This is a genomic window from Natribaculum luteum (assembly GCF_023008545.1).
Lineage (GTDB): Archaea > Halobacteriota > Halobacteria > Halobacteriales > Natrialbaceae > Natribaculum > Natribaculum luteum.
Window position 1 is genome coordinate 3,287,322 of sequence record NZ_CP095397.1, and the last position, 20,485, is coordinate 3,307,806.

The 20,485-nt window shown below is 62.7% G+C and carries 14 protein-coding genes; 4 read left to right on the forward strand and 10 right to left on the reverse strand.

What is annotated here, in order from left to right:
• Window positions 1–473 precede the first annotated feature (473 nt).
• Entirely contained in the window at window positions 474–1,067 is a 594-nt protein-coding gene (locus tag MU558_RS16980; protein WP_246969546.1) for a DUF7344 domain-containing protein, read from the forward strand.
• 175 nt (window positions 1,068–1,242) lie between these two features.
• On the opposite strand, the gene MU558_RS16985 is transcribed toward MU558_RS16980, so the two are convergent.
• Window positions 1,243–2,400, reverse strand: coding sequence for a glycosyltransferase family 4 protein (locus MU558_RS16985; RefSeq protein WP_246969549.1), 1,158 nt, complete (start codon window positions 2,398–2,400; stop codon window positions 1,243–1,245).
• Between the two features lie 248 nt (window positions 2,401–2,648).
• Entirely contained in the window at window positions 2,649–3,620 is a 972-nt protein-coding gene (locus tag MU558_RS16990) for a hypothetical protein (protein WP_246969552.1), read from the reverse strand.
• Between the two features lie 183 nt (window positions 3,621–3,803).
• Between MU558_RS16990 and MU558_RS16995 the strand changes: the two genes are divergently transcribed.
• A complete protein-coding gene (locus MU558_RS16995; RefSeq protein WP_246969563.1) occupies window positions 3,804–5,294 on the forward strand; it encodes a flippase in 1,491 nt (496 codons plus the stop codon).
• A 53-nt stretch (window positions 5,295–5,347) separates the two neighbouring features.
• Here the strand turns inward: MU558_RS16995 and MU558_RS17000 are convergent, their stop codons facing one another.
• The 3 genes from MU558_RS17000 to MU558_RS17010 form a co-directional block, all read right to left on the reverse strand.
• Window positions 5,348–7,153, reverse strand: a complete 1,806-nt coding sequence (locus MU558_RS17000) for a hypothetical protein (protein WP_246969565.1) — start codon at window positions 7,151–7,153, stop codon at window positions 5,348–5,350.
• Window positions 7,154–7,596: 443 nt separating this feature from the next.
• On the reverse strand, window positions 7,597–8,541 hold the full coding sequence (locus MU558_RS17005; RefSeq protein WP_246969580.1) for a hypothetical protein: 945 nt from the start codon (window positions 8,539–8,541) through the stop codon (window positions 7,597–7,599).
• 926 nt (window positions 8,542–9,467) lie between these two features.
• Entirely contained in the window at window positions 9,468–11,252 is a 1,785-nt protein-coding gene (locus MU558_RS17010; protein ID WP_246969583.1) for a hypothetical protein, read from the reverse strand.
• Between the two features lie 340 nt (window positions 11,253–11,592).
• Here MU558_RS17010 and MU558_RS17015 point away from each other — a divergent pair, with 340 nt between their 5' ends.
• Window positions 11,593–12,915 (forward strand): hypothetical protein, encoded by a 1,323-nt coding sequence (locus MU558_RS17015; protein ID WP_246969586.1) that lies wholly within the window; start codon window positions 11,593–11,595, stop codon window positions 12,913–12,915.
• A gap of 336 nt (window positions 12,916–13,251) precedes the next feature.
• Here the strand turns inward: MU558_RS17015 and MU558_RS17020 are convergent, their stop codons facing one another.
• Together MU558_RS17020 and MU558_RS17025 are read right to left on the reverse strand one after the other, a co-directional pair.
• The gene (locus MU558_RS17020) at window positions 13,252–13,929 is read right to left on the reverse strand and encodes a formyltransferase family protein (RefSeq protein ID WP_246969600.1); all 678 of its coding nucleotides are present in this window, start codon (window positions 13,927–13,929) and stop codon (window positions 13,252–13,254) included.
• 649 nt (window positions 13,930–14,578) lie between these two features.
• Complete coding sequence (locus MU558_RS17025; protein ID WP_246969602.1) at window positions 14,579–16,183, reverse strand: alkaline phosphatase family protein; 1,605 nt, start codon at window positions 16,181–16,183, stop codon at window positions 14,579–14,581.
• A 248-nt stretch (window positions 16,184–16,431) separates the two neighbouring features.
• Between MU558_RS17025 and MU558_RS17030 the strand changes: the two genes are divergently transcribed.
• Complete coding sequence (locus tag MU558_RS17030; protein ID WP_246969616.1) at window positions 16,432–17,376, forward strand: polysaccharide deacetylase family protein; 945 nt, start codon at window positions 16,432–16,434, stop codon at window positions 17,374–17,376.
• Between the two features lie 151 nt (window positions 17,377–17,527).
• On the opposite strand, the gene MU558_RS17035 is transcribed toward MU558_RS17030, so the two are convergent.
• From MU558_RS17035 to MU558_RS17045, 3 genes are all read right to left on the reverse strand, one after another.
• Window positions 17,528–18,214, reverse strand: a complete 687-nt coding sequence (locus MU558_RS17035; RefSeq protein WP_246969643.1) for a peroxiredoxin — start codon at window positions 18,212–18,214, stop codon at window positions 17,528–17,530.
• Window positions 18,215–18,403: 189 nt separating this feature from the next.
• A complete protein-coding gene (locus MU558_RS17040) occupies window positions 18,404–19,246 on the reverse strand; it encodes a helical membrane plugin domain-containing protein (RefSeq protein ID WP_246969646.1) in 843 nt (280 codons plus the stop codon).
• Window positions 19,247–19,248: 2 nt separating this feature from the next.
• Entirely contained in the window at window positions 19,249–20,448 is a 1,200-nt protein-coding gene (locus MU558_RS17045) for an NAD(P)/FAD-dependent oxidoreductase (protein ID WP_425607604.1), read from the reverse strand.
• Between the last annotated feature and the right edge of the window lie 37 nt (window positions 20,449–20,485).

Consider the following 20,485-nt stretch of genomic DNA (forward strand, 5'->3'; position numbering starts at 1 on the left):
CAAACTGTCGTTTGTCTTTATGTTGAGTCCGTCGAACGTGACGTATCAGTCAGCGTGGACGACGTCCAGCCGACGGCCGTAGCGTCTGGCAGACCCCCCAAAATAGCACCCCCAGCCAGTATGTATCACCCCCCCGCGCCGTACGTCCCAGATACGCACACGAAACCGGTCGGTATCGATCCCCACACACATTACAGAGATCCGGCCGTAATCGACGCCGGCCGACAGTCACGCGAAGTGTCTGATAACCACAGTACTGCCGATGGAAGCCAACACGTACCGGGTTCGCAGCCTATGCGAAACGTGACCGTGTTTAATAGTTTCTACGTTGCCCTACAAACTGGTGTGTCAACCGTGACCGCGAGCTACCTTTCGCCGAAACAGCGGGCGCTGCCGATGCTACCGTGGGGAGAGCTATCGGAGGGTGCCGGCAATCGAATGATAACGACCGTTTACGACGGGGTCTATCACTGATGTCGTCGATCGATACGTCGCTCCCGGAAGAGATCACGTCCGTCACCGAGGACGAGGACGATCGACTCTCGAAAGACGTCATCTTCGAACTTCTGAAAAACCGGCGGCGACGAGAAGTCCTCACGTACTTGCTCGAGGCGGAGGACACGGTGACGCTGGGAGAACTGGCCGAACAGATCGCCGCCTGGGAGAACGACACGGACGTCAACGCGTTGAGTTCCGATCAACGAAAGCGGGTGTACGTCGCTCTTTACCAGACGCATCTCCCCAAGATGGACGACGCGGGCATCATCGAGTACGACCAGGACCGCGGGCTGATTAGCCTCTCGGACAACGCGGACCTGCTGATGATGTACCTCGATACAGATACGCACCAGACGGACCGGTGGGATCGCTGGTACGCGCTGTTGAGCGTCGTCGGCGTGGCGGCCGTCACCGCGGCGTATCTCGAGGTTCCGCCGGTATCGCTCGTTCCCACGATCGCCGTGGCCGCCGCCGTCGTCGTCGCGTTTCTCGGCCTGTCGATCGCACACGTTTTCGTGAACCACCGGCTTCAACAGACCGTCAACGGGAAACTTTCGCGCATTGAATAGCGTAGAGAAGGGTTTTTGTCGATCGATTCCCTAGAATCACGTGGCTCCCGACGACCGTCTCCAGTACCGGAGTAGTTCGCGTGCCAGCAACCTGCTCCCGGCGCGGGAGCCGCCTTTTGAATACGACCGATCCGTTCAGCCGTGGCGCTCCGGGAACCAGTGTCAACTAGCAGTCTCAGGGATACTGGAGTTGCGTCGGCCGTCCGCGACGCGCCCGTTCTAGTGACTCGCCGAGAACGTCAGCACAGAACGCCTCCAGGCGCTTCCCCTGTGCCTCCCAGGAGAACGATCGCGTCCGCTCGCGTGCCCGTTTGCCCATCGCCTCGCGACGAGTAGGTGCGGTGACGAGCCTCGAGAGCGCGGCGGCGAGCGCGTCGGAATCGCCGGGTGAGATCAACAGCCCCTCGTCTCCGTCCGTCACGTACGCCTCGATCGCCTCGAGGTCGCTCGTCACCACGGGCGTCCCACAGGCCATCGCCTCGAGGTTGACCATCCCGAAACTTTCCGTGTACGACGGGAGACAGAAGACGTCGGCGGCGACGTAGTACCCCGGTAACTCGAGGTGGGGGACCTCGCCGTCTACCGTCACCGACTCGCCGACGTCGAGTTCTCGACACCGTTCCCGAATCGCATCGGTGTCTCCCCGCCCGACGAGCCGTAACTCGGCTGGCTCGTCGAGTCTGCTGAACGCCTCGAGCAGGTCGTCGATCCCCTTCCGGTCGACGAACCGGCCGACGTACAGGATCACGGGGACCTCACTCGAGAACGCGGGGGAAACGTCCGGTTGGAACCGGTCCACGTCGACGCCCGGATACACCACGTCGTCGACCTCGTAGCCGAACTCGTCGCTCACCTGGCGTGCGGTGTCGTGGGAGTTGGCGATGATCAGGTCGGTCTGCGAAAAGCGTTCGCGCAACCGTGCGCCGAGTCCGACGCTCGCCAGGCTGTGAAAGCCGTACACTGTGGGCACGTCGACGAGATTCGACAGTAGCAGATCGTCGAGGAACTGAAACGTGAACACGAGATCGGTGTGCTCTTCGATGTGGTCGACGACGCCGTTGCGACGCGACCAGACGGTCATCGCCACTTTCGCCAGATCTTGCGTGTTCACCGGGAGGATCGTCGTGACGCCGTTCGGGATTCGATCAGCAAACGACGGCGTTTCGACCACCTCCACGTCCGATCGTCGTAACAGTTCCGCCGTGTCACCCGCCTGCGTGTACACGTACACGTCGTGGCGCTTCGCGAGTTCGGCGGCCACGTGCTGGGTGTAGACGGCGATCCCACCCGCGTGCCGCGTCCCCGCAGACTCGTGATAGAACCCGATTCGCATACGCCGAGGGTCGTCTACCTATCGGTTTCGTTATTTTTCTCTTAGCGATTCTCACCCTCGAGAAACTGACGTGATCTCGGCGACTATTAGTGATTCAAACGGTCGAAGTGAATTTAATTTCTGGTAACAGCTCTCATCCACCGTTCGGTGCGCCCCCTACCGGACGACGTTCGACTGCGCGCGAGAGATAGCGCGTGCGAACAGAATCGTACGGACGTGGTACTGACTCACTCGCCGGTCGAACGCGACTACGCGTACCCCAGAGCGGTCAGTCGTCGCTCGAGGACGTCCTCGTCCGGGTTGTCTCGACCGTCGACAGGCGGTTCCGGGAGGACCCGACGACGGTCCGTAGACGCCACCTCGAGCCAGGGGACGGCGAGGAGGTCGTCACGGTGCAGGCCGCGCGGGTGGCCGTACATCGGGACGGGGACCGGGAACCCTCGCTCGCCGATCAGGTTGCCGTGGTCGGCCGTCACCACGCTCTTGCCCGACAAGGCCTCGAGAAGGTCCTCTACGTGCGGTAAGACGAGGTCGAGGTTCTCCCGGTAGGCCCGGCGGACGGTCGCGACGTCGACGTCGTCGTCGTAGATCAGCCGGAACCACGGGTTCGCCTTCCCTGGGTCTCGATTCTCGAGGTCGGCGTCGATCCCCTGGTGGGCGAATGTCTGTCCCGTCGGTCCCAGAAACGGGAAGTGCGGTTGCATGAAGTGGACGATCAGACGTTTCTCCGGGAACCGTTCGTGTGCAGCGATGGCCTCCTCGACGACGGCTTCGGGTCGAACCGTCTCGGCTGCCTCGTCCCACCGATCCTCGAGGAGGTCCACGACCGCGTGGAACACGCCGTCCTCGAGGTGGTGGACGTGGGGGTTGGCCGTGACGTAGACGGTGTCGTGGAGCGTCCGTCCCGCGAAGTTCCGTTGCATGAACTCGCCGCTGTCGCTGCCTTTCGATCGGACCTCGCGGAGGTCGCCTTCGAGCGTCGCCCGCGCCGCGAAGAGGTCGTAGCGACAGGCGTCGAGGATCAGGAGGTTGTCCCAGTCGGCGGCGATCACGTCGATCCCGTCGTCCGTTCTCTCGAGTGCGTTCAGGACGTCCCGGGTTCTCGAGTTGGCGGTCAGCGCGACGGTGAACAGTTCTCGCCGGAGCAGTCGGGGATTCCGGAGCACCCGGCGGACGTTCTCGGCGGAGTACCTGTCCGGCAGGAGAGCCAGCGGATTCATGTGGAGGGACGCTCTCGAGGCGGTGACGTTGTTATACGCGCGAAAACGGACGATATCACCGCCCTACTCCGAGACGCGCAGCAGTCGACGCTCGATCCGGTCGCGGCAGGCCGACGCGACCCAGTCGGTCGACTCGAGTAATCGACGGACTACTAAATGGCGGCCACTAGAACGTCGCCGTGGATGGCAACGGACAGTTCGTCGAAACTCTCCTCTCTCAGGTCCGTCGCCGACGGGGCGACGCTTCACTACGTCGGCACTGTCGTCGTCAACGCCGTCGGCTTCCTGTTGAACCTCGCGCTGACGAGAACACTCGGTGCCAGCGTCTACGGCATCTACGCCTACGGGACGCTGGTGATCTCCTCGGCGCTTACGTTCGCGAACCTCGGTTCCGACGTCTCGACGACGCGGTACCTGTCGGCGAACCGTAACGATCAGGCCTACCAGAACCGCGTTCTCGGCCTCTCGTATCTCACGACGGCCGTCGTCAGCCTGCTCGCTGCGACCGCCCTCTACCTCGCCGCGCCGGCGATCAACGCCTACACGCTCGAGGAGCCGCTGTTTACGCCCGCGTTGCGAATTTTCGCGATCGCGCTCCCGTTTCAGGCACTAACTCGCGTCGTCTCGAGTACGTTCCGGGGCCTCGAGCGGGCGGTCGGGAAGACCGTCGTCCTGGTGCTCGGACCCGTCCTCCGGTTGCTCGTCGTCGTCTCTGCGATACTCGTGGGCTACTCGTTGCTCGGCGTCGCGGCCGCCTACGCCGTCGCCTGCCTGCTGGCGTTTCTGGCTGCACTCTCGTATGCGCTGGCGAGAACCGACCTCCGTCCCGAGTGGGACCTCCGCCGCGAGGAGGTGACGGCATTTTACGACTACTCGGCCCCGCTGACGCTGTCGAAGGCCGCCTCGTTCCTGTTCAAACGCGTCGACGTGCTGATGGTCGGGATCTTCCTCGCCTCCGCGAGCGTCGGCGTCTACAACGTCGCCGTCTTGCTCGCGACGGTTATCGCGATGCCACTCGGCGGGATCAACCAGCTGTTTCCCCCGGTCGCCTCCCGACTCCACGCCAACGGCGACCGCGACGAACTCGAGGACGTCTACGCGACGGTGACGCGGTGGTCGATCACGGCCTCGCTGCTGCTCGCACTGCCGCTTTTCGTCTACCGGGCAGAGGTGCTCTCGCTGTTCGGCCCGGAGTTCGTCGTCGGAACGGGCGTCGTCGCGCTGTTCATCGCCGGCCAGCTGTTCAACGCCGCTGCTGGCCCGGCGAACGACCTCCTGACGATGACCGACCACCAGTACCTCGTCATGGCGAATCACTTCTGTTTCGGCGTCGTGAACGTCGTCCTGAACTACCTCTTCATTCTCGAGTTCGGGCTGATCGGCGCGGCACTCGCGACTGCCGGCGTGCTGGCGTCGCTGAACGTCGTCCGTGTCGTCGAGGTCTGGTACCTCGAGGGCCTGTTCGCCTACTCGACGGCCCTCTGGAAGCCGCTGGCCGCCGCCACGGTCGCCGCCACCACGATGGTCGTTCTGGGGCTGTACCTCGACGGATACGTACTGTTCGTCGTCGGCAGCGCTGCCGGTGCGCTCGCGTTTCTCGCCAGCCTCTACCAGTTCGGGCTCGCACAACGGGACGTCGAACTTGCGGGCGACTACCTCGAGTTGATGTCGTAAGCCGTCGCTATCGGACTCGAACGAAAGGCGCAGAATGCGATCGGCAGTCGTGGTTACTGGTCGCGTGCGTTGTACTCGACGTCGACGCTCGCGTCGCCGAGCAGTTTGAAGTCGGTGATGTCGCCGTCGAACCAGTAGGCGTCGAGCCAGCCTGCGACGGTCCCGCGAACGGCCGAGCCCTCGATGACGTCACCCTCGTCGATCGAGGCACCGCTGTAGTCGGACTTGACGACCTTGCCGTCGACGGTAAACGAGTAGGAACTGGGGTCGGACGACTCCGTCCCGTCGATCACGAGCGCGTGCGGGAGGAGTTCGGCGTCGCCGTACTCGTCGGGGTCGATCTCCTCGCCGTCGACGGAGACGCGGGCGCTTCCATCGGTGAACGTCACGTCAGCGATCGTCCCGGCAAAGCGGAACTGCTGTGTGCCGTCCGTGATCGAACTCTCGACGGTCGTCCCCGAGACGATCGTCGCGTCGTCCGTCGGTGCGTCGCCGTCAGCGAACTCGATCTCACCGTCGACCGTAACCTCGAAACTCGAGGGCGTCCCCTGGCCGACGACCTCGAGGACGTGTGGCAACTGCTCGCCGTAGTCGGCGGGGTCGATCTCCTCGCCGTTGACCGAGACCGTCGCCGGACCGTCGACGGTCAGCTGCTCCAGGTTGCCGCTGAACCGGAAGGCGTCGCGCCAGTTCGCGACGACGCCGTGGGCGTTACCGCCGTCGATTTCCTCTTCGCCGTCGATCGAGGCACCCTCGTAGGTCGCCTGCTCGACGGCACCGTCGACCGAAAACTCGTAGCGCGTCGCCTGCTCGGCACCGTCGCCGTCGAACAGGATGACGTTCTCGAGTTCGTTGTCGCCCTCGTCTCCATTACCAGAGCCACTCGCGTTGCCGTTCGACTGACGCTTCCCTGCGGCGGCCTCTTCGGCCGACGTCGGACAGCCGTCGGGGACGAAATCTTTCGGGTTCGTTCCGTTTCCGCTGCGGAAATTAACGGTGCTACCGTTGGCTCTCCTGACGCCGCTGTGGTAGCCGGTGTTGTACTGCGTGTTGGTGACGGTAACTCTCGAGCCGCGGCCGTTCGCGCCGGCGGCGATCGAGTAGTGCCGTCCGTTCATGTCGAAATGGCAGTTATCGACCTCGATCGGGCCGGGCGACCACGCCCAGAGACCGCGGCCGTCCTTCTGGAACTCGGCGTCGTTGACCGCGACGGAGTTCGTCACCTTCCCCTCTGCAAGCCGGAAGTGCGTGACCCAGGAGTTCTTCGAGTAGCACCTGTCGATGTGGACCGTGCCACCACCGCCGGTGCCGGGTGCAGAGCAGTAAAACGAGTTGTCGCCCATCTCCTGGATGTTGACCCGCTTGATGTCGAGGTGGCCGTTGTGTTTGGGCGCGACCCAGATGCCCAGTCCGGATCGATACCCGCGCTCGGCTCCATCGCCGAGGTAAACGTTCTCGATCGTACTCGTGTTACCACCCGTGTCGGCCACGCCGAAGTAGGCGTCGTCGCCGACTGCGCCCTTGAAACCGATGTTACGAACGGTCCAGTTCGTCCCTTTGGCGTCGATGACCGCTCGCGCGCCGGGCGCCGTACAGTCGATAAGCTTGTTCTCGAACGTCTCACCGCTGCCGACCGTGATCACGCGCCGCTCGTTGGCCTTGAGCTTGATCACGTCGTAGTCGTCCGCCAGCGCGGTGCCGGTCGCCGCCGCCGTACCCGTGGCCGCGGCCGCGGCCGCGCTCGCCATCTTCAGGTACGATCGTCGGTGGAGTAATCCGTTATTACGATCGTCTCCTGTCGTCTCGTCCGCAGAGTAAACCGTTTCGTCGTCGTCCAGTACCGAAGAGTCGCGTGCCATGCGTTCGGGTAATCTGACGATACCTCCATAAACCTTTCTCCTCTATCATCAGTTAAATTTACGGAGTTTAAATTGTTACTGTATTCTCTATCAGTCAATCTTCTACGTTCGTACACGAATTTATATATTCGACCTCGCCGCCGTCGCTGGGTTAATAGAATATTACCAAACTCGAGCACCGAATAAATTGACAATAGGTCCCGACAGTCTGCAGCTCGTGACCGTTTCACTCCGTTCGTGCCACTATGTTCGATCGAATGTCACGTCGATGCGGGTCAGCTGTGACCCGCCGACGTCTCGCCGGCGCTGTCTACCGATCGAGAGTGCGTCGAACCGAAGTCAGTAAAAATCGTGGTGGAGGGCAGGTGTGGAGGGCACCGCCGACCGGCGACGACGCGCCGGCGGCGGGGAGGGCCGCCGTCAGCGGATACGGACTGGGTCGTTTAGTTCGAGACGGCGTCTTCGGCGCTCGTCGGGACACCGTCTGGGACGAACGCCTCGGGGTCGTTGCCGACGTCGTTCTCGTTGACCTCGGCGCCGGGGAGCTTCTTGATCCCGCCGTGGAAGCCGGTGTCGTAGTCGGTGTTCGAGACGTTCGCCGTCGAGCCGCTGCCGTTTGCGCCCGCGTTGATCGCGTAATGGCGACCGTTCGTCTCGATCTGGCAGTTCTCGATCTCACACGGACCGGGTGACCAGACCCAGACCGCGCGGCCGTCGTAGCCGTTGTCGTCGAGGAGGACACTCGAGTTCGTGACCTTGCTGCCGGCCGAGCCGATCCGGAAGTGAGAGACGCGGCAGTTTGCCGCGAAACACTCGTCGATGTGGATCGTCCCACCGCCCTTTCCGGCGGGGGCCGACGCGTAGATCGCGTTGTCGGAGAACTCCTGGACGTTCACGTGCTTGAAGTCGATGTGGCCGTTGTGTTCGGGCGTGACCCAGACGGCAGTCTCGGCGGTCGCGTGACCGGCGTTCGTACTGCCGTCACCGAGATAGACGTTCTCGAACGTACTCGAGCCGTTGCCGGTGTCGCCGAGGCCGAAGACGGCCCCCGGCTTGCCGACGTCGAGTCGGCCTTTGACTGCCACGTTCCGGATGGTCCAGTCGGACCCGTACGCGGTAACGGTCGCGCGGGCACCGGACGCGGTGCAGTCGATGAGCTTGTTCTCGAACGTCTCACCGCTCCCGACCTCGATCGTACGGTCCTCGCCGGACGAGATCTCGATCGTCTCGTAGGACTCGTCGGCCGTCGCCGTACCGATCGCCGCCGCGGAGGTCGCCGCAGTGGCGACCGCAGCGAGTGATCTAACGTAGTTCCGGCGCGTTAACCGGGAATTACGTCGCGTTTCGGGTGCGGTATCGTTCTCGGTAGTGCGGGGATTCTGCGCCATGCATTCGGTTAACCCGGAGTTGTCAGCATAAACTTTTCCTTATCACCGCCGATTAAATTTACTGAGTTTAAATATAACACCACTGAATTAGTAGGATATTTTCAGCAATATATAACGAATACAAGACTGTCACACAGAGTCGACTCACGCGCCAACTGTGACGAAAAGTAGGTATTACCCGTCGAACACCGCGAGAAGCGGCGTGACAGTGGCTAATTTTGTGCACTCGAGCGAGCGTGCGCCTGGTCGAAGCGTGACGGTTTCAGTTGACACGCCTGTGTTGACGGTGATGGAGTGCCGGGAAACAGTCTGTTACCGCTCGAGAAACAGAGGCGGACGTCGTGACTACGCTGTGAACAACGTATTACTGCTGGATGGCAGTGTCGCACGCGAGTGTACACTCCATGTCACCTCGGCGTCTCCCTCGATCTCGTTCGTCGGGTCGGCGGTCACACGGTCCATGACGGGCTACCCGGGGCCGTAGCCCACACTCGAATCGGCACCGTGACTCGACGGCGGCTGCGCCGGGCTGGACGCCGAGATCAGACTCGACTGCGTCGCTGGAGTCGTGCAGTCGTCAGGTGACGACGCACGCGCCCACGAGCGCGTCGAACCACTCGAGGGCAGGTCCCGAGTCGTGCCGTCCCGCCGGTGATCTCCTGACTTCAGACGCGCAGTTCCACAGCGGGAGAACGCCTGCGATCGTAGGAGGGCGTCCGCTCGAGTCGAGATTGCACAGACTGCGCGGAAGTGGCCGACAGACCAGGATCGTTCGAGAGCCGAGACGCAGTTGCGAACCCGGCGTTGGCGGTAGTCGGAAGAATGATCGCCGATCTCGGCCGCCGTTTCGGAGGTGGGAGGTGTACAGCGACGCGCAGTGGCCTCCTCGAAGTACGCTGCTGCAACGACTCTGACGCAGGAACGGATCAGGCGGCACTCTCGACGGAGTACATACGGAACTCGTCGTTCGAGATGACCTTGTTCGCACCGGGGTACGTGTCGATCCCCCGGAGAGCAGATTCGCTGTGGTGGAGTTCCCGGTACACCTCGATCTCTCGCTCGACGTCGTACTCGGTAGCGACAAAGTAGTATTCGCCGTCGTAGGCGCTGCCGTAACTCTCGTTTTCGAACTCGTCGACGTCGACGACACCCTCGCCTTCACCGGCGTACGTTACGTTTTCTGCCCCTTCGACGCCGTTTATCCCGTCACCGTACCGTTCGACGCCGAAGCCGAACCCGGCGTAGGCTCGCCCGTCGGTGCGATCGAACGCCGACTCGTATCCGCTCATCTTCTGATCCGTGACGTGTTGTGTCGGCGAGTAGATGAACGGCGACGTGAAGATCGTCAGCAGGCCGAGAACGAGACAGGCCCCGAGGAACACCGCCGCGAGCGCGTTCGCTCCCGGCGTCGTGATCGGCCCCGAGAGCCAGCCGAAGAGGTGGGCGAGTGCGACGCCCGCGAGAATCGTGATCAGCACGTAAACGAACCCGACCTGTCGGAACGCCATGGTCGGCGTTCCGACGAAGTAGACCACGAACATCGCCGTCAGGGGGAACAGAGCGACGCCGAAGTAGGTGACGAAGGCCTTCGTCTCGCGGTCGAGACTCGTCCAGCCGAGCCAGGTAAACAGGACGAACAGCCCGACGACGAGTCCGACGACCGCGCTCACGAGAAACATCTTCGCGAACAGTTCCGTCAGACTGCCGCCGATCTCCGTGAGCGACGAGCCACGCTGGTCGACCTCCCCCCCGGCCCCGATATCTCGTGCGAAAAGCCCGTAGATCAACCCGAGGAACGCGTTTCGGAACCGCTCGTTGCTCGCGACCCAGACGACGAAGAGCGTCCCGAGAACGAACGTGTGGGCGTACGTCGTCGGATGCTCGAGGATCGGGTGGTCGTCGAGTCGCCGTCGAGCGGCGTACTGGACGAGCGAGATCACCGCGAGGACGATGACGACGTTGACCATCTGCTGGGGATGGATGAGTAGCAACCCGGCCCCGCCGACGATCACGAGCACGGTGTACGGCGAGAGGCCGACGGGCAGCGCCTCGAGGGCGGCCCGCCGCCGCGTGTACGCGACGACTGCGAAGACGACGACGGGAACGAAAAACAGCGCGTTCGAGTTCGTGTGGATACCCATATGCGTCGCGACTTTGTTGACCGGAAGGACGAACCACGAAACGATCGCTGCGAACCCGACCGCGGTCGCATTGCCGGTCACGTCGCGGACGATGAGCGGGACGAACACGACGAACGGCACGAAGACGAACACGACAGCCAGCAAAAGCCCTCGGTCGGGCGAGACGCCGCCGGTGAGATGGAGGAGCGTGGCGAGGCTGTGCATCCCGGGGTAGAGCAGTTCGTGGGGCAACATCGCCCCGCTGAGAAAGTCTTTCGTCCAGCCGAGGTGAGTGAGGGCGTCACCCATGCCCATATATCGGTAGTTCCGGATCACTGGGAGGGCGACGACAGTCGTCACCGCGGTCGAACCGAGGACGATCCCGAGCGCCTGATAGCGTCCGCGAGCGACGAGCGTCACGCCGATCGCGACCGCGAACGCGACCGCGAGCGCGACCCACGTTCCCGTCGGCGTCGCGGCGTAGATCGACGCCTCGTATCCGGTCGCCGGCGTCGCTCTCGCCAGCAGAACTGCCACCGAGAGGGCCAGAAAGCCGACGGCGAGAACGACGTTCAGCGCGGAGCGCCTCATCTCGTGTTCCCCCGTCTGGCGTCCCTGGCCGGCAGGCTATCGAGCGTCATATGTCGTCTCGGTCGGCGATATCGGAGTTTGTTATACGGCTCCTTATCCTCGAGGCTCGTCTCGCTGTTCGTTCTCGGTCTCTGACGTGACGGACGACGATCCGCGTGCGACTTCACGTACCGATCGCTGCTCGTCCGGTACGTGTCCAAACGGCTGTCAGTGCGGTGTTCGAACACGTTACCGTCGATGTGCTCGATCTAACGATTCGGACACTTTTTGTACCAGTTCGTGATGCACGGCACACGACGTACCGGATCGACAACCGATCGATCGACAGACCAATTCACGCATGCGACCTTCCTCGCCATCGATACTCATCGACCGAATCGACGCGGACGGGACGGACCTCGAGTGTGAGGTCCGGTGTACACCCGACCTGCAGCGGTTTTTCACCGGCGATCCCTTCCGGGTGAGCTACGACGTTCCAATCGACGACGTCCCCGAGGGCGTCCTCGCGATCCCCGTCCTCGCACACGTCTGTCCAGTCGCCTGGGCCCACGGCGGCGACGTCTACGTCGACGAGGTCGACGCCACGTTCGCCCGTGCTCTCGAGGACGTCAAGAAGACGTTGCTCTCGCTGTATCCGGACTTCCTCGAGGGCGGCCAGCTGAAGACCCGCCGGACCAGCGATGTCACACCTGCGAGTGGCAGCGAGAGCGGGCTCCTGTTTACCGGCGGCGTCGACTCGACGAGTTCGTACGTCCGCCACCGCGAGGAAGAACCGACGCTGATCAGCGTCCGCGGCTGGACGATCACGCCCGACTCGACGGACGACGAAAAGTGGGCCGATCTCCGATCGCGCGTCTCCCGGTTTGCCGACGAACGCGGCCTCGAGACGGCGTTTCTCGAGTCGAATATGCTCTCGTTTCTCGACCACCCGATGTTGCTCGCTCACTTCGGCCATCGGGTCGACGGCGGCTGGTACAGCTCTGTCGGTCACGGACTCGGCCTCCTCGGACTCTGTGCGCCGATGGCGTACGCGCGGGGCATGGACGACCTCTACGTCGCCGCGACCCACTGGGACGGGATCGACCTCGAGTGGGGGTCTCGTCCCGACATCGACGAACGCGTCCGCTGGGCAGGGACGCGATGTCACCACGACGCCTACGAACTCACCCGCCAGGAACGACTCGACGTCATCGCCGACTACGTCGACGAGGCAGCACCCGACTTGCAGTTGCAGACCTGCAACGTTCGCATGGACGGCAACTGTAGTCAGTGTGAAAAGTGCTACCGGACGGCCGTCGGCCTCCGGCTCTCGGGGCTCGATCCGAACGACCACGGCTATCAGTTCGACGACGAAGAGTACCACGACCTCCGCCAGTCGCTCGAGCGCGGCGAGTGGATCCTCGGCCAGGACGAACGGTACATGTGGGAAGACATCCGCGATCGCGTCCGCGAGACCGAACCGCGATCGGCGGCCGAACGCTCCTTTTTCACCTGGCTCGAGCGGGCCGACCTCGAGGAACTGGTCGACAACGCCGACTCGCCGCTACACCACCGGCTTCTTCGCGCGGGCGCGAGAAACGCGCCAAACGGCGTCTACACGACCCTGTATCCAGCGTGGAACGCGGCGAAAGCGAGCTACCGTCGGCTCGCGACGAATCGATAGCCGGCAGTCGGCGGATCGTCATTTTCGCCGACGAAAAATGAGAGCGGGACCGGCAAATCCGGCGTTCATACGTCCGCTGTCCGTCGATCCGGTGCAACTGCGACTCGTCCAGCAGTTGCACCGAGCAACAAGTACAGCAGATAGCATCACCCCAATGGTGCCAGAGAACACTTCTCACGGTATTGGTTACATCCACTTCGATGGTGAATTGGCCGATACGTGGATAGGCGAACCCGATACTACGAGATCTATCATCGACAGAGAATGATCGCTAAAACGTACTAAGTACGAGATGCGGGCACCGTTGATGCCTCGAGGAACTCACTGCCGGCGCGGTCAGAGCACGGAGAGTTCTCGTCGAACCGCGTTAGCGCCGTTTTTTCGAAGGAACGCGAGAACTTCGAGCGCGCTGGGCGCGGATCGGTATGTACCCAGGGAGTCCGGAACAGTCGGTTCGAAGTCGGGGTTGTTCAGGTTCGTCAGTCCGTCGATCAGTAGTTCGCTCATTGCGGAGGTGCGTTGTCGGCGTTTGATCGCGCCGTACGTGTCGTGGTCGTGAAGGGGAACGTGATCGATGGCGACGATCCGGCCCCCGTCGATTTGGCCGGTGAGTTGCTGGAGAGTCACGCCGACCGAACCCTCGCCGTGGATAAACTCCCAGAGAGGACCGATTCGTCCCCTATATTCTCGAATATCGCCGAAGTGGAAAGAGAGAACGCCACAGTCTGGGGCGTCGAGGATCCGACCCATGAGGAGCCCGAATCCGAACCGAACTGCGACGTCTGCCTCGTCCGCGATCCTGTCGACGACCGGATCGGGGATCGACCGCCAGATCTCGTCCTCCCAGGTGGGCGAACATCGCACCACGTCCGCGTTCGCGAGTGCGTCGATCGTCGAGAAGTGACGGGGTTCGTCGTGGGAGGGTGGACCGCGTATCGTCCTCGAGAGTTCCGTGACGGCCCACACTGGAAGCCACGCTCCCCAGTCTCGGCTCCGGCGAAACAGGTAACGCATTGATCGGTCCTGGAGCCGACACGACTCGTCGTTGATCACGACAAGAGAGATCTCGACAGAGGTCTGATCGACCAGTTTCTGGAGCGTTGTCGCCCGATACGCGGGCACAAAATCGTCCTCCAACAGTACGCAGACAGTCTCACATTGCATTCTCGCTAGCCGACAATTGCTTTCGACTTCAGTATCCGCTCCCCAAGTGCCGGTTCTGAAGGCGGAGTGAACTACTATGTCGTATCCGTTCCGCATAATTACCTCCACCCGACCATCCCGGACGACAGGTCCTGCAAGCGAGCGGGCGTTTCGGTTTTCGATGCGCCTCAGCCTCGTTATTTCCGGTGTCACAGGGCCGTTCTTCGGGGAATGTCGTCGTCGCGGTGAAGGAGTGATGGCATTCAACCGCCGTCGACACGGGTTTGAATCGAAGCCTCAGGGTACGTTACCGATACACGCGAGTTAACCCGTACTTTCGTTCGAAGCGTCCGACTGGCACTATTACGTGAAACTGCCGGTAGGATTCTTTCTATTCAGCGCGCAGTTATTGATAGATGTCAGTAATATCGATTGCTGCTCCGTTACCTGCTCGACCTGTACGTATTGAATCAGGGCATCCCCATAGAGGAGTGATAGCCGTTCTACGACACCCTACGTATCACTCCATGTACCCGAGCCCTTTCAGCCGATCCTGAACGTCGGAGAAGTCGTCGTCGCTCGCGTCTGCTGCCGTCGTCTTTCCGGCGAGTTCCGCGACGTCGATGCGGTCGACTCTCGAGGTCGCGGGCCTCGAGTCGTCGCGGAAGGCGTCGAACAGGACGCGTCCGTCGGCGTTCGAGGGGACGGGTTCGCCGATACCGTGTAACAGCGTGGGTGCGACGTCGACGACGCGTGCGCCCCGAAGTTCGCTTCCGGCGTCGATCGAGGGACCACGGCAGAGGACGATCCCCTCGCTGCGATGGCTCGCCACGTACGTTCCCGTGTCGCCGAACGGTTCGTCGGTGATCGTGATTCGCGTCTCGTACTCGTCGCGTCCGTTGACGACGAGGTCGGGTGACTCCTCGTCGGTCGGGAACAGTTCGTCGCCGTCGAAGACGTGCAGGATTCGCTCACCGGTGGCCGGGTCGGTCACGGACTCGAACAGGTCGACGAGTTCCGACTTGATCTCCGGGACGTCGTCGGGCGAGACGATGCCGTTTTCGAACCGGGCGCTGTCGTTGACGTAGATGCCACCGGCGCCGTGGGCGAACGCGACCGTCCGGTCGTAGTCGACGTCGTAGAGAGCGTGGTCGCCCGGAACCTGGGCTGCGACCGAGTCGACCAGCTGTCGTGGCAACACGGAGACGAGCATCTCCTCCGAGATCCCCACGGCGTTCAGCGCACGCACGACGGCGTCTCTGGAGATGCCGAGACTCGCGAGCGCGCCGCGTGCGCCCTCGTTTTCGCGCTGTGTCAGGTACCCTTCCCGCTCGAGGAAGTGATTGGTGTACACGAGCGTCTCGATCGGCCCGAAGCCGTGGTCGGAGACGACGTAGAGGTCGGCGTCGCGCTCGTCCGTGTACTCGATCACTTCGCCGAGAACGTCGTCTAAAGCCTGGTAATGCTCGAGCAGCGGCTGCTCGTCCCAGACGAGGTGCTGGAAGCGATCCGGCGCGGTGAAGACGAAGAAAAACAGCTGCCAGTCGTCTTCCCGGTCCATCAACAGACGCATCAGTTCGCGACGTTTCGCGAGCATCCCGTCGACTGCGACCTGGAACTCGTCGAGTCGATCCGCGTACTCGGGGTAGTTGAGGCTGATCTGGTAGTCGGGAATTTGCTGTTCGATTTCGTCGGCGACCTCCGGCGGGTACGTGAACTCCTGGTCGGTCGAGGGCGTCATCATGCCCGTGACCATGGTCCCGTCGATCTCGCTTGGCGGGTAGGTCATCGGGACGTTGCCGACGAGGGAGGGCGACAGCTGGTCCCAGAGCTGCGGCTGTTTGCAGTCGCGGCTGGTGTACATTCGATGAGAGTACTCACTGGAGAGTTTCTGGAAACTGTAGATACCGTGTTTGTCAGGCCAGACACCCGTCGCGATCGACGGCCACGCGAGCGCTGTCGTCGCCGGTCGCGTGCTCTCGAGTGGACCGGCAGCCCCCTCCTCTCGCATCCGCGCGAAGTTTGGGAGTTTTCCGTCGTCGCTCCATCGCTCGATGAGTCTCCACGGCACGCCGTCGAACCCGAGCACGAACGCTCGTCCGGAGGGGGAAGTAGATCCGCTCATGATTACGTAGAGGCGTCTCGAACGCCTGTTGTGGAGGGAGTGGCGAGAGTCTCGCTTTGTTATTCGGCGTCTGCCTGTCGACAATCGTCACGAACAGGGAACACTCACGCGGCGTGGTCGATCGCCCACAGCGCCCGGTCCGACCGATCGAGAGACGGCGTCGACGTCGAGCGCGAACAAGGGATCAATAACAAAACCACCAGTCGGGCAACGTCGCGACATGATCGTGGCTACAGGTGGTGGGTGGTGTGGGTAGCGTAGTCATCTCGCTCGACGCCGAACTCGGCTGGGGGTTTCACGATTTCGAGACGCTGCCAGCCGACCGCGTCGAGAGCGGCCGTCGCGGCTGGACGACGATGATCGACCTCCTCGAGGACGTCGACGTGCCGGCGACGTGGGCCATCGTCGGTCACCTCATGCTCGAGACCTGCGACGGCGAACACGCGGGCCACCCCGCGCCGGACGGCTGGTTCGACCGCGAACGGACGACGTGGCGAGACAGGGGGGACCTCCGGTTCGGTCCCGACCTCGTCCGCGCAGTGCTCGACTCAGACGTCGATCATGAACTCGCCTGTCACTCGTTTTCCCACGTCCTGTTCGGCGATCCGGCCACCTCGCGCGAACTCGCTCACGCCGAACTCGAGCGCTGTCACGAGATCGCCGACGAGTGGGGGCTCTCGCTCGAGTCGTTCGTCTACCCGCGAAACGACGTCGGCCACAGAGCGGTCCTGGCCGAACAGGGCTTTACCGCCTATCGCGGGAAATCGCCGACGTCGGACGGCGTTCGTGGCGTACTCGAGACGACGATGCGCGACCGATCACTGCTCGTCCAGCCGACGGTCGACGAGTACGGGCTGGTGAACGTGCCGGCCTCGCTGTTCCTGTTCGGATTCGAGGGCCCGGTCCGAACCGTCGCCGAGTCCGTCTGGGCGGACCCGATGGTCGCGATGGTGCGCCGTGGCGTCGACCAGGCGGTCGAGGACGACGGCGTCTTCCACGTGTGGCTCCACCCGAACAACCTCACGAGCGAACGCGACGACGAGCGGATGCGAGCGATCCTCGAGTACATCGATCGGCGGCGACGCGAGACGACGCTGACCGTCGAGACGATCGGCGACGTCCGCCGTCGCGTCCGGACCGCCTCGAGTGTGACCAACGGATCTAGACCCCAATCACACCTGACGATGGATTAGGCTCGTCGGTAGAGCCGAAGGCAGTGCTTACAGTCTTTTCCCACGTGTCGGCAGTTACGTAGAGAACGAAGAAACGAGGTGAGGACTCGAGTCGTCTCGAGAACGGAAGACGCGTTCGCGAAATTAGATTACCGATCCTTCAGCGCGGGTTTCAGAGGTCCTTTAGCGTGAACCACCAGTCGTAGGCCTCGTAACCCTCTTCTTCGGCCTCCTCGAGTCGGGCGTCGGCGTCGGCGACGTTGGAGGGTGGCGAGAGCAGTGCCTTGTCGCCGAAGTTCTCGTTTTCTGGCCAGTTGGCCGGCAGGGCGACGCCCTCCTCGTCGGAGGTCTGGAGTGCCTCGAGCGAGCGCAGGATTTCGTCGATGTTGCGGCCGATCTCCATCGGGTAGTAGAGTATGAGTCGAAGGTTGCCCTCGGGGTCGACGATGAACACAGAGCGTACCGTCGAGGTACCCTGGCCGGGGTGGATCATACCGAGCGCTTCGGCGACGTCGCCGCTCTCGTCAGCGATGATCGGGAAGCCGACGTCTTCGTCGAGTTCCTCGTCGATCCACTCGGTCCACTTGATGTGCGAGTGGACGCGGTCGACCGACAGGCCGATCAGTTTGGCGTCGAGTTCCTCGAACTCCTCGCGGCGCTGCTCGAACGCGACGAATTCAGTAGTGCAGACCGGCGTGAAGTCACCCGGGTGGCTGAACAGGACGAACCACTCGCCCTCGTAGTCGTCGGGCAGCGACTTCGTCCCGTGGGTCGTTTCCGCTTCGAGTTCGGGGAACCGGTCCCCGAGCAGTGGCATTCCGGCCGATCCATCCTGGTCGTCAGCGGCTTGTTCGGACATCGCAGTCGACGGTACGGATGCATCGAGTATAACTTCACGTATAGAGAAAATATTTTCATGTATGCTGATACACGTTCCCTGAATCGGAACTATTTTCGGCGAATTCTATAATATAAAATCATGGAGTCCCACCTCGTTCGACGATGCGCCCGTCGAGCGAGAAAATCGCGTTCGAAGCCGAGTGGCGGGTTACTCCGACTTCGACGCACCCATCCGCCGGAGGAACTCTACGAGGATGCCGAGTCCTTGCCGGACGTCGTCGTCGAAGAGCGCGCCGAGCAGTCCGAACAGGCCGACTTTCTTCGGCGGTTCCTCCTCGGTGAATGCACCGAGACCCGAGTCGACGGCGTCGATGAGTTCGGGATCGCCGAGTCGCTGACCCAGCGCGAGCATGTGACCGAGGTTCTGCCCGAGGTCGTAACAATCGATCTCGGAGCCCGCGTACCCGTCGGTAATGCCCGCGATGACCATCCGGAGGTTCCGGATCGGCTCGCGGTTCTCGGTCGCGACGTCGGTCAGTTCGGGGACGACGTCCTCCGCGAGGTCGTGTGTCACGTCGAGCAGCTCGACCAGCTCGACGAACGTGTCGGCGTTCTCGCCGAGTCGCTCGAGCAGGACGATCAGTTCCTCGCGCTCGAGTGCGAACCGGAGCCGTTCGACCGTCTCGCGGTTCTCGTAGACGACGGTCTGGAGCTCCGGAACCAGGTCGTCGACGAGGTCGTCGACCACCTCGAGAGTCTCGAGCAACTCCGTGAGCGTCTCGGCGTTCTCGCCGACGCGCTGGAGGAGCACGAGCGTCTCCTCGCGCTCGAGTGCGACCCGAACCTCGCGGATCGGTTCGCGATTCTCCTGGGCGGTCTTCTGTAGCTCCGGCGCGAGATCGGCCGACAGCTGCTGGACGACAGCCAGCTGTTCCAGCAGTTCGGCGAGCTCTTCCTCGTTTTGCTCGAGCGTCCGGGCGAGCTCGTCGAGGTCTGCCTCCTCGAGTGCCGTGCTCCCGGGTTCGTCGATCGCTTCGTCTTTTTGGGCCATAGTTAGGGAAGCGGGTCGTATCCGCGCATCCAGGCGTCCCAGTAGACCGACGGGAGGATGTTCACGTCGAGGATCCAGTTGAGTTTACTGTTGACTGGCGCGGAGATGCTGTCCTCGTAGTCGAACTCGGCCATCATCGCCTTGCCTTTCTCGGTGAGCAGCGGACAGGCCGCGTATCCGCTGTACTCGGCTCGAAGCGGCTCGTCGTTCATCGCGCTCACGAGGTTCTTCGAGACGATGTGTGCCTCCTTGCGGGCCGCAGCAGCCGTCTTGGAGTGTGGTGCGTTCTCACAGTCACCGAGTGCGAAGACGTCGTCGTACTCCGTGTGCTGGAGGGTGTACTGGTCGATCGTGACGTACTGGCCGTCGTTCTCGTCGTCGCCTTCGGTCAACGGCGAGTTCTCGGTGATCGCCTCCTGGCCGAACTGGGGCGACACGGGCGCGTAGAAGTCGTAGTCGATCTCCCTGCCGTCGGCCGCGTGGATCACGCCCGCGTCGGGGTCGATCTCCTCGACGGAGAAGTTCGCCTCGAACTGGATGTCGCGTTCGTCCCAGAGTTCGTACAGTTTCTCGCGGTAGGGCTGAACGCCGAAGTGGTGCTCGGCGTTTCTGGTCATGATCACTTCGACGTCGTCGCGGATGCCACGCCGACGGAAGTAGTCGTCCGCGAGCATCGTCATCTTCAGCGGCGCACCGGGACACTTGATCGGCGTGTTCGGCTGGGTGACGACGAACGTCCCGCCGTCGAACTCCTCGAGTCCCTCTTTCATCTCGAGGGCCGCCTCGTAGTGGTAGAACGGGTACACGTGGTCGGGACCTTCCCAGGCTTCGACCATCCCTGGCGTCGCATCGGGCGCGAGTCGATGGCCGGTCGCGACGACGAGATAGTCGTACTCGAGGTCGTCCGTCTCCTCGAGTTCGACGGTCTGTGCGTCCGGATCGACGCCAGCGACCGCGTCGTGGACGAACTCGACGTCGGAGTGCATGATGTCGCGGACGTCTCGCGACTGATCAGGGTCGAGGTAGCCGAACGGGACGAGGTAAAACGACGGCTGGTAGAAGTGCTTGGTACTTTTGTCGACGATCGTGACGTGGGCCTCGTCACGGTCGAGTTTTCGACGCAGGATGTTCGCCGTCATGGCGCCGCCGGATCCGGCACCTAATACTACTATGTTGTCCATGTACACCTGGTACTTGTACATAGAACACCTAAAGTCCTTCCTCGGGTCAATAATGTCC